Origin of the sequence: Arthrobacter sp. fls2-241-R2A-172 (genome assembly GCF_030208885.1) — a bacterium.
Classification (GTDB): domain Bacteria; phylum Actinomycetota; class Actinomycetes; order Actinomycetales; family Micrococcaceae; genus Arthrobacter.
Genome location: NZ_JARVTB010000020.1, coordinates 53,147 through 62,676, shown reverse-complemented (window position 1 = coordinate 62,676; position 9,530 = coordinate 53,147). Strand labels below are relative to the sequence as shown.

Annotated in this window: 9 protein-coding genes; 5 read left to right on the top strand and 4 right to left on the bottom strand. The window is 64.3% G+C overall.

Going from position 1 to position 9,530, the window contains the following annotated elements; translation table 11 throughout:
- Nucleotides 1–159: 159 nt before the first annotated feature.
- Nucleotides 160–933 carry a sugar phosphate isomerase/epimerase family protein gene (locus QRM57_RS20420; protein WP_284988007.1) on the top strand — a complete coding sequence of 258 codons (774 nt, stop codon included), beginning with the start codon at nucleotides 160–162 and terminating at the stop codon, nucleotides 931–933.
- Nucleotides 934–1,023: 90 nt separating this feature from the next.
- Here QRM57_RS20420 and QRM57_RS20415 read toward each other — a convergent pair whose 3' ends face one another.
- Nucleotides 1,024–2,064: a LacI family DNA-binding transcriptional regulator gene (locus QRM57_RS20415; protein WP_284988005.1), complete on the bottom strand. Its 1,041-nt coding sequence runs from the start codon at nucleotides 2,062–2,064 to the stop codon at nucleotides 1,024–1,026.
- 199 nt (nucleotides 2,065–2,263) lie between these two features.
- On the opposite strand from QRM57_RS20415, the gene QRM57_RS20410 reads away from it, so the two are divergent.
- The 3 genes from QRM57_RS20410 to QRM57_RS20400 are packed head-to-tail and all read left to right on the top strand — an operon-like array spanning nucleotide 2,264 to nucleotide 5,486.
- Nucleotides 2,264–3,433 (top strand): Gfo/Idh/MocA family protein, encoded by a 1,170-nt coding sequence (locus QRM57_RS20410; protein WP_166842176.1) that lies wholly within the window; start codon nucleotides 2,264–2,266, stop codon nucleotides 3,431–3,433.
- The gene (locus QRM57_RS20405; RefSeq protein ID WP_284988003.1) at nucleotides 3,433–4,647 is read left to right on the top strand and encodes a dihydrodipicolinate synthase family protein; all 1,215 of its coding nucleotides are present in this window, start codon (nucleotides 3,433–3,435) and stop codon (nucleotides 4,645–4,647) included. Before QRM57_RS20410 ends, QRM57_RS20405 begins: the two co-directional genes overlap by 1 nt.
- Nucleotides 4,644–5,486, top strand: coding sequence for a sugar phosphate isomerase/epimerase family protein (locus QRM57_RS20400; protein WP_284988001.1), 843 nt, complete (start codon nucleotides 4,644–4,646; stop codon nucleotides 5,484–5,486). Before QRM57_RS20405 ends, QRM57_RS20400 begins: the two co-directional genes overlap by 4 nt.
- Nucleotides 5,487–5,560: 74 nt before the next feature.
- Here the strand turns inward: QRM57_RS20400 and QRM57_RS20395 are convergent, their stop codons facing one another.
- From QRM57_RS20395 to QRM57_RS20385, 3 genes are all read right to left on the bottom strand, one after another.
- Nucleotides 5,561–5,812, bottom strand: coding sequence for a hypothetical protein (locus QRM57_RS20395; RefSeq protein ID WP_284988017.1), 252 nt, complete (start codon nucleotides 5,810–5,812; stop codon nucleotides 5,561–5,563).
- A complete protein-coding gene (locus QRM57_RS20390; RefSeq protein ID WP_284988000.1) occupies nucleotides 5,784–6,863 on the bottom strand; it encodes a YihY/virulence factor BrkB family protein in 1,080 nt (359 codons plus the stop codon). The genes QRM57_RS20395 and QRM57_RS20390 overlap by 29 nt, the downstream gene beginning before the upstream one ends.
- Nucleotides 6,864–6,968: 105 nt before the next feature.
- Nucleotides 6,969–8,237, bottom strand: coding sequence for an ROK family transcriptional regulator (locus tag QRM57_RS20385; protein ID WP_284988012.1), 1,269 nt, complete (start codon nucleotides 8,235–8,237; stop codon nucleotides 6,969–6,971).
- Nucleotides 8,238–8,317: 80 nt separating this feature from the next.
- Here QRM57_RS20385 and xylA point away from each other — a divergent pair, with 80 nt between their 5' ends.
- A complete protein-coding gene (gene xylA / locus QRM57_RS20380; RefSeq protein ID WP_284987999.1) occupies nucleotides 8,318–9,505 on the top strand; it encodes a xylose isomerase in 1,188 nt (395 codons plus the stop codon).
- Nucleotides 9,506–9,530: the final 25 nt, after the last annotated feature.

Below are 9,530 nucleotides of genomic sequence, written 5' to 3'. Positions count from 1 at the left end.
GCAAACGGGTGCGGTATCCGGGCGCACCGGGCGCACCGGGCGCGAACGGGCGCGGCGCCCGGGCGTACCGGGCGCACGGGGCGCGAACGGGCGCGGCGCAAATGTTCAGCAGGCGATACGGCCTTACTGGGTAAGCGCATTCCCGGTATCCTGTGAAGCATGATCGACCTCACCACGTTGGCTGACCTCACGCCCGGCATCTGTTCCGTCACCCTCAGAGCGCACGGGATCGACGACGTTGTGCGGGTTTCCGCCGAGGCTGGCCTGGCTGGCATCGAATGGGGCACCGATGTCCACGTCAGTGACACGGAATCAGCCGCCCACGCCAAACGCGCGACGGAGGAAGCGGGGCTCAGGGTCTTGTCGCTTGGCTCGTACTACCGATGCGGTGCTTTCGGAGATTTCGGACGGGCCTTGGATCTAGCCACCGCACTGGGCGCCCCCAGGGTCCGGGTATGGGCCGGGGAACTCGGATCCGAGGGTGCCGGCCCGGAGCACTGGGACTCGGTGGTGACAGACACCCAGCGCATTGCCGATCTCGGGGCCGAGCGCGGGATCGGCATCGCCTTCGAATACCACGGCAACACCCTCACCGACTCCCCCGGTACTACCCTCGAGCTGCTGAACCGCGTCAACCATGCCAACGTCGGCACCTACTGGCAACCCGCCGTCGGGCTTTCCGACCAGCAGGCACTCGACTCGCTCCACCAAATCCTGCCGCACGTGGTGGGCGTCCACTGCTTCTCCTGGGGGCCCGAAGCCGAACGGTTCCCCCTGCGGAACCGCAAGTTGCTATGGCAGACCGTCACCGACGTCCTGCGGGGCAACGGCAAGGATATGGACATCATGTTGGAATTCGTCGAGGACGACCTCCCGGAGAACGTCCTCAATGACGCCGCGTTCCTGCACACCATCACCCTGGGCGAGGACTAGCGCGAACGCCGCGTGCCCGGCGGAACCACACCGGAACGCCCGACGTCGGGAATCACCGCGGATGCCCGGGTCGCCCGCGCGGCGGCATGGTTATGCGGGCGATTCCGCGACCGGGGCCTCAGTACTGCGGCGAAGCTTGACCACGCCGCTGACAGGTGGCGTATCCGGGTCTCCGGCAGCGAGCCGGCCAATGTCCTCGAGTGGCAAATGCACCGTTGAAAGAGCGGGCCGGAAGTCGCGGAGGGTTTCGATATCGTCGAAGCCCGCGATGGTGGCATCGCGGGGAATCCACACCCCTTCCGGCCGCAGCGCCGCTGTGACTCCGATAGCCATGACGTCGTTAACCGCGAAGATGCAGAGCCGCTCTTCGGAAGACTTGATGCGTTCCGCGAGCGCGAGGCCGGCGTCGTATCCTCCGGCGCGGTTGAAGCCGGTGCGGATAACCTCGGCCGGTGCCCTGCCGGCGTCGGCGAGTCCGCGCTGGAATCCGCGGACCCTGTCGTCGGAGGTGTACAGGCCTTCAGGGCCTGCGATGATCAGGAACGGGCCCTCGTGGGAGGCAGCCAGTTCTGCGGCAAGGCCAGCCGCGAGTTCCTCGTTGGGGACCTTCACTACGTGGTAGCCCTCCGAGGCGGAAGCGCCGACGACAGGGTGCCCCACCACGCCCACATGTCCGCCGTTCCGGCAGTACCGATCCAACTCAGCGGCGAGCTCGGCGTTGCCCTGCCGGTCCTCGGCCCGCACGGAGCGTGAACCGGCAATGACGATGGAGTCCGCGCGGCGGGCAGCGAAGGCTGCTACGGCCTCGCGCTCATCCGAGGGGGTACCGGAGGTGCTTGCCAGCAGCACCATGCGGTTCTGCTGCCGCGCGGCTTCCTGCACTCCGCGGGCTATTGCCGAGAAGTATGGGTCGGCAATGTCGTGGACAACCAGGCCGATCAAACCTGAACTGGACTTCGCGAGCGCCTGGGCCTGCGCATTGGGGACGTAGCCAAGTTTGTCGGCGGCCTCGCGGACGCGCTCCGCGATGTCCTCCGCGGGCTTGCGGGATGAGCCGTTGAGGACCCGGGAAGCTGTGGCCAGGGAAACTCCGGCTAAACGGGCAACTTCACTGAGTGTGCTGGCGGCCACGGGGCCCTCCTTGTCTGCAGGCGTCGGGACTGGCGCTAGGGAAATTATGTCAGGGCATACGCGAATTCGGGAAAGCGCTTGCCAAGCTGTCGTGCCATGGTGCATGATTCTTTGCAATGGGAATGCGCTTTCCCACACATGCAAAAGCAAGCACCGGCAACCGCAGAGCGACCGGCACACAAGGTACTGGAGAGAAAACATGGGTTTCGAAACAAAGACGATCCGCATCGCCATGAATGGCATCACCGGCCGCATGGGATACCGCCAGCACTTGCTGCGGTCCATCCTTCCCATCCGCGACGCCGGGGGTTTTACCCTTGAGGACGGCACCAAGGTCCAGGTCGAACCGATCCTCGTAGGCCGCAACGAAGCGAAGATCCGCGAACTCGCCGAGCTCCACAAGGTTTCCGAATGGACCACCGATCTGGATGCAGTCATCGCCGATCCCACCGTGGACATCATCTTCGACGCTTCCATGACCAGCCTCCGCGCCGCCACCCTGAAGAAGGCCATGCGCGCCGGCAAGCACATCTTCACCGAGAAGCCCACGGCCGAAACCCTCGAAGAGGCCATCGAGCTCGCACAGATCGGCAAGGAAGCCGGCGTCACCGCAGGCGTTGTGCACGACAAGCTGTACCTCCCCGGCCTGGTCAAGCTTCGCCGCCTGGTGGACGAAGGGTTCTTCGGCCGCATCCTCTCCATCCGTGGCGAGTTCGGCTACTGGGTCTTCGAAGGCGACGTGCAGGCTGCACAGCGCCCCTCCTGGAACTACCGCAAGGAAGACGGCGGCGGAATGACCACGGACATGTTCTGCCACTGGAACTACGTCCTTGAAGGCATCATCGGCAAGGTCAAGAGCGTCAACGCCAAGACAGCCACGCACATCCCCGCCCGTTGGGACGAGGCCGGCAAGGAATACAAGGCCACCGCAGACGACGCCTCCTACGGCATCTTCGAGCTCGAAACCCCGGGCGGCGACGACGTCATCGGCCAGATCAACTCTTCCTGGGCGGTCCGCGTCTACCGCGACGAACTGGTTGAGTTCCAGATCGACGGCACGCACGGTTCCGCCGTCGCCGGTTTGAACAAGTGCGTTGCACAGCAGCGCGCCCACACCCCCAAGCCAGTCTGGAACCCGGACCTGCCCGTCACCGAATCCTTCCGAAGCCAGTGGCAGGAAGTTCCCGCCAACGCCGAGCTGGACAACGGCTTCAAGCTGCAGTGGGAAGAATTCCTGCGGGACGTCGTCGCCGGCCGTGAGCACCGCTTCGGCCTGCTCTCCGCAGCCCGCGGCGTGCAGCTGGCCGAACTCGGCCTGCAGTCCTCGGCTGAACGCCGCACCATCGACATCCCGGAGATCACCCTCTAATGACGTCACTGATTCTTCCCACAGACGACGGCGGCACCCGCGAGTACCGCCTCCAGGCAGCCACATCGTGGGCCAAGCCGACCGCTCCCCTGACCGCCCGCCGCGCCTACGCCGCAGCTCACGTCATCCCGGAGGTCGCCGCGGACAACACCCCCGGCGCCCCTGCACAGCTCGACTGGGACGCAACCCTGGCGTACCGGCACGAGCTGTGGTCCTATGGCTTGGGCGTTGCCGACGCCATGGATACCGCCCAACGCGGCATGGGCCTGGACTGGGCAGCAACCCAGCAGCTCATCAAGCGCACAGGTGCCGAGGCCGCTTCGGTCGTGGCCGGCAACAATGCGGCGACGGTCGGCAAGTCCGTGCGGGACCTCGTTTCCTGTGGCGCCGGAACCGACCAGCTGGATATTGCCGCCCTCCCAGATGGCGCGGCCGGTATCCAGGCCGTCATCGACGCCTACCGTGAGCAGATCGCCGTCGTCAGCGAGGCCGGGCCTAAGGTCATCCTCATGGCCTCCCGCGCCTTGGCCAAGGTCGCCAACAGCGCCGACGACTACCTGCACGTCTACTCCACGCTCCTGCAGGAAGTTGACCAGCCCGTCATCCTGCACTGGCTCGGCACCATGTTCGACCCCGCACTGGCCGGGTATTGGGGCTCCAATGACGTCTCCGTCGCCACCGAAACGTTCCTTAGCCTGATCCGCGAGCACTCGGACAAGGTTGACGGCGTCAAGGTTTCGCTGCTGGATGCTTCCCACGAGGTCGCCCTCCGCGCCAACCTGCCGGAAGGCGTCCGCCTCTACACCGGCGACGACTTCAACTACCCGGAACTGATCGACGGCGACGAGACGCACCACTCGGACGCCCTCCTGGGCATCTTCGCCGCCATCTACCCGGCCGCTTCGGTTGCGTTGCAGAAGTACGACGCCGGTCAGGGCGCCGAGGGCCGCGCCATCCTGGACTCCACCCGCGAGCTCGGGAAGCACATCTTCAGCGCCCCCACGTTCTACTACAAAACCGGTATCGCGTTCATGTCCTGGCTCAACGGAAGGCAGCCCGGTTTCCAGATGGTGGGCGGGCTCCATTCCGGCCGGTCGGTCCTGCACCTGGCCAAGACCTTCGAACTGGCGGACAAGGCAGGATTGTTGAAGGATCCGTCACTGGCAGCCTTCCGCATGTCGGACTACCTCCGGATCAACGGAGTAGGCGCATGAGCACCGATTTCTCGCGACTGTCCTTGAACAGCGCCACCACCAAGAAGTGGACACTTGCCGAGGCCGTCGACGGCTGTGCCCGCGCCGGCATTCCCGCGATTGGCCCTTGGCGTGACCGCGTGGCCGAGGCTGGCTTGGACAAAGCAGCCAAGCTCATCAAGGACGCCGGGCTCCGGGTTTCCTCGCTGTGCCGCGGCGGTTTCCTTACAGCGGCCGATGCCGAAGGACAGGCCGCCGCTCTGGCAGACAACTTCGACGCCGTCCGCGAAGCAGTAGCGCTCGACACCCAGGAGCTGTTCCTGGTGGTGGGTGGCCTCGCCCCCGGCGAAAAGGATGTGGTTGCGGCCCGTCAACGCGTGGCCGATCGCCTGGAAGAGCTGATTCCGTTTGCTTCCGAGAACGGCGTCCGCTTGGTTCTTGAACCCCTGCACCCGATGTACGCCGCTGACCGCGCCCTGATCTCCACTTTGGGCCAGGCACTCGATCTCGCGGCGCCTTACGACGCAAGGGCTGTTGGCGTCGCCGTCGACACCTTCCACGTCTGGTGGGATCCGGAACTCAAGGCCCAGATTGAACGTGCTGGCCGGGAGAACCGCATCGCGTCCTACCAAGTGTGCGATTTCAACCTGCCGATCGCCGCTGACGCGCTGTTGTCCCGCGGCATGATGGGCGACGGCGTCATCGACTTCGCGACCATCGGTGCCTGGGTCAGGGACGCCGGGTACAGGGGCGACATTGAGGTTGAAATCTTTAACCAGGAGATCTGGGATGCCGATGAGGACAGCGTCCTGGAAACCATGAAGCAGCGCTACGCGGAGCTCGTCCTCCCGTTCGCCTAAGAACGTGATCCTCCCGCGGATGCCCTAAGCTCCGCGGGAGGATCGCTCCAAAGACCAGCGGGTCCCTGCCACGGTCACGGCAGGGGCCCGCTTCCTGCCAGCTCCAGCCGGGCCTTCGGCAGACCGATAAAGGTGACCGAACCGCCGTCGGGCCCTTGCAGTTCCAGGGTGATGTTCGAGGAGTCTCCCGTGGACTGCACCGAACGGACCCGGAATACCTCGCTCCGGATCTTCACGCTATCCCCGTGCTTGATCGCTTTGAGCTTGGTTGTGACGGCGTCGGCGGCAGGGTTCCGGCTACTTGTCTGTCCGCGGTTCCCGGCCATGATTTTCACGGATTTCCTCTCCGGTCCTGACAATTTCATCTTCCTTTTCCTGCATCTTGTCGCTCTTCTTGGTGTCGCGGGGCGGAAGCTGGATGCTCTCTTCAGCCTCAATGCCACCCTGCAGCTGGCGGCCACGCTCCATTTCAGCATCGAATTCGGCGCCGAACAGCAAGGACATGTTCAGAATCCAGAGCCACAGCAACATGATGATGACGCCGGCCAGGGCGCCGTAGGTCTTGTTGTAGTTGCTGAAGTTGGCGACGTAGAAGCCGAAGCCCAGCGAAGCAAGGGCGAAAATGACCAGGGCGATAAGGGAGCCCATGCTCATCCAGCGGAACTTGGGCTGTTTGACGTTAGGGGTGAAGTAATAAAGGACGGCGATGATGGCCACCACAATGACGATGAGCACCGGCCATTTGGCGATGTTCCAGACCGTCAGGAACGCCTGGGACAATCCAATGGCACCGCCGATCGCTTCTGCCACTGGCCCACTGAGGACCAGCATGCCAGCGACCAGGGCGGCGCCAACTACGGCAACCACCGTCACTGCCAGCATCGTGCCACGGAGCTTGATGAAACCGCGCCCTTCGTCCACTTCATAGACGCGGTTCATTGCGCGGCTGAAAGCGGAAACATAGCCGGAGGCCGACCATAGGGCCACCACGATTCCAAAGAACAGGGCGAAGCCGGCCGCATTGGACTGGGTCAGTTCCTCGATGGGCTTTCGGAGGGTGTCAACGCCCGGTCCGGGAGCAAATTGCTGGACGATGTCCAGCAATGCCGACGTGGTCTTGCCTGCATCGCCAAATATGCCGAGAAGCGAAACCAAGGCAAGGAGGGCGGGGAAGAGCGCGAGCACACCGTAGTACGTCAAGCCTGCCGCAGCGTCCGGGCACTGGTCCTTGGTGAACTCCCTCAGGGTCCTCTTGGCGATGTACATCCAAGTGGGCTTGACGAGGTCGTTGGGACTGTCCGGCTTGCGCGAGTCTTCCGGGGAAGGTGCGGTCTGCGCCTTCGCAGTGCTTGTGTGGGCTGAATCTTGTGTAGTCATGGGGCACTCGTCCGTGGGGGTAGGTTGCGCGAACAACTGACCTATCAATACTAAGCATGCTGATGATTCTTTAGGAAGAACCCACGCCGACTTTCAACCCGGAATCTATGCCAGCTTCGCCGCCAGCAGGAACTCGAAGGGCGACTCAATCACGGAGCGGATCACCTGGCCGGCAGCTCCCAGAAGGGTTCCGGAATGCTCCAGGCTGGACAAGGTCAGGTTCCTCGGATCCAAAAGCCCCGGCGCATGGCGCTCCAGACTAGCCAACAGGGCCGGGCGCAGCCACTCTCCCAGCGTGGCAAAATGTCCGCCGAGCACTACTGCTTCGATATCCATCAACCGGGCAGAGGAGGCGAGGGCGACGCCCAGGTACCGTCCGGCGTCGTCGACTGCCTTCCTGGCCTGCGGATCCCGCTGCCGAAGAGCCGCGAGCAGCAACTCAGCGCGCTCCTCCAACGCGCCGGGCGGAATGCCCGCCGCCTCGAATATCGCCTCTTGGCCAGCGAAGGTTTCCAGGCACCCCGCCCCGCCACACGAACAGGACGGTCCAACCGGGTTCACTACGATATGCCCCAACTCTCCCGCGGAGCCACCCGGCCCCGTGTACAGCTCGGACGCGATGATGACGCCGCCGCCTACACCCACTTCTCCGGATACGTAGAGGAAGTCAGCGGGGCCGCCGCCATACCAAAGTTCGCCCAGCGCCGCACTGTTGGCTTCATTGGACAACCGCACTCCAAGCGGGGCCCCCTCCAGGAGGGCCCGTGGATTCAACGGCTCATTTTCCCAATGCAGGTTGGGGGCGGACAGGACGACGCTTCGCTGCTCGTCCACCAGCCCGGGGACAGCCAGGCCGCCACCGAGGATGGCTATGCCTTCGGCGGCCGCAGCAGCCTTCGCCTCGGCCGCCAAGGCGCCGAGACGCTCCATCACCGTCGCCGGCCCCAAGCCCCGGTTGGGCGACTCAACACTTGAATGGAAGCGCAGGTTGCCACCGAGGTCCACCACGCCTACGGCCAGGTAATCCACGTTGATTTCCATGCCGATCACGCCGCGCCGGGAACTGAGCTCCAGGCCCTGGCCAGGCCTCCCCCGCTCGCCGTCGCGGTACAGGCCCACCTCGGCGACCAGCCCCGACTCCACGAGATCGGCGACAAGGCTGGACACCGCGGCCTTGGTGAGCCCGGTCCCTGCGGCAAGCTGCGCGCGGCTGGGCTTGGCATCGCCCGTCTTGGCAATGGAGTCCAGCACGAGCGAAAGATTACGACGGCGGACATCACCTACGCGCCCCGGCGCGGTTGCGTCAATCACGGGTATGGGACCTCCCTGCGGATTCGAAAAACTTTTTGCCGGCTTCCATTGACCATAATCCATCATCCCCCATATAGTTCAGATTGAAAACTAATTGGAGGGCATCACTTCCGTCCCTTCCCAGTGCTTTGCAAAGGAGCAAAATGACCCTGCAGCCCACCCCCCAGGACCGTTTCACCTTTGGCCTTTGGACCGTTGGCTGGACTGGCGCGGACCCATTCGGCGTCGCAACCCGCCCGGCCCTGGACCCGGTAGAAGCCGTGCACAAGCTCAGCGAGCTCGGCGCCTACGGCATCACTTTTCACGACAATGACCTGATCCCCTTCGATGCCACAGCCTCCGAACGCGAACTGATCCTGAAGAACTTCAAGGCCGCACTGGCCGAAACCGGCATGAAGACACCCATGGTGACCACCAACCTCTTCAGCCACCCCGTCTTCAAGGACGGCGGCTTCACGTCGAACGACCGCTCCATCCGTCGCTTCGCCCTGAGCAAGATCCTCCGCAACATCGATCTCGCCGCCGAGCTTGGCGCCGAGACGTTCGTGATGTGGGGCGGCCGCGAAGGCAGCGAATATGATGGCTCGAAGGACCTCTCCGCCGCACTGGACCGCATGAAGGAAGGCGTTGACACAGCGGCCGGCTATATCAAGGAGAAGGGTTACGGCCTCCGGATCGCCCTGGAGCCCAAGCCGAACGAACCCCGCGGCGACATCTTCCTTCCCACGGTCGGCCACGGCCTCGCGTTCATCGCGCAGCTGGAACACGGTGACATCGTGGGCCTCAACCCCGAGACGGGCCACGAGCAGATGGCGGGCCTGAACTTCACCCACGGCATCGCACAGGCCCTGTGGGCCGGAAAGCTTTTCCACATCGACCTTAACGGCCAGCGTGGAATCAAGTACGACCAAGACCTTGTTTTCGGCCACGGCGACCTCACCAGCGCCTTCTTTACCGTGGATCTCCTGGAGAACGGCTTCCCGAACGGCGGACCGAAGTATGACGGCCCACGCCACTTCGACTACAAGCCGTCCCGCACTGACGGTTACGACGGCGTCTGGGAATCCGCGAAGTCCAACATGTCCATGTACCTCCTGCTCAAGGAGCGTGCGCTTGCGTTCCGCGCGGATCCCGAGGTCCAGGAAGCACTGGCCACCTCAGGCGTGTTCGAGCTGGGCGAGCCGACTCTTGGCGCCGGCGAGACCACCGCGGACCTGCTGGCTGATGCCAGCGCTTTCGAAACGTTCGACGCCGACCAGGCCGCGGAGCGCTCGTTCGCCTTCGTCCGCCTCAACCAGTTGGCCATCGAGCACCTCCTCGGCGCCCGCTAAGCCACTCCCGTCCACCACCATCCAT

Coding starts and splice junctions, on each gene's coding strand:
- QRM57_RS20420 (WP_284988007.1), top strand. CDS start 160: ATGATCGACCTCACCACGTTGGCTGACCTCACGCCCGGCATCTGTTCC.
- QRM57_RS20410 (WP_166842176.1), top strand. CDS start 2,264: ATGGGTTTCGAAACAAAGACGATCCGCATCGCCATGAATGGCATCACC.
- QRM57_RS20405 (WP_284988003.1), top strand. CDS start 3,433: ATGACGTCACTGATTCTTCCCACAGACGACGGCGGCACCCGCGAGTAC.
- QRM57_RS20400 (WP_284988001.1), top strand. CDS start 4,644: ATGAGCACCGATTTCTCGCGACTGTCCTTGAACAGCGCCACCACCAAG.
- QRM57_RS20395 (WP_284988017.1), bottom strand. CDS start 5,812: ATGGCCGGGAACCGCGGACAGACAAGTAGCCGGAACCCTGCCGCCGAC.
- QRM57_RS20390 (WP_284988000.1), bottom strand. CDS start 6,863: ATGACTACACAAGATTCAGCCCACACAAGCACTGCGAAGGCGCAGACC.
- QRM57_RS20385 (WP_284988012.1), bottom strand. CDS start 8,237: ATGGATTATGGTCAATGGAAGCCGGCAAAAAGTTTTTCGAATCCGCAG.
- xylA (WP_284987999.1), top strand. CDS start 8,318: ATGACCCTGCAGCCCACCCCCCAGGACCGTTTCACCTTTGGCCTTTGG.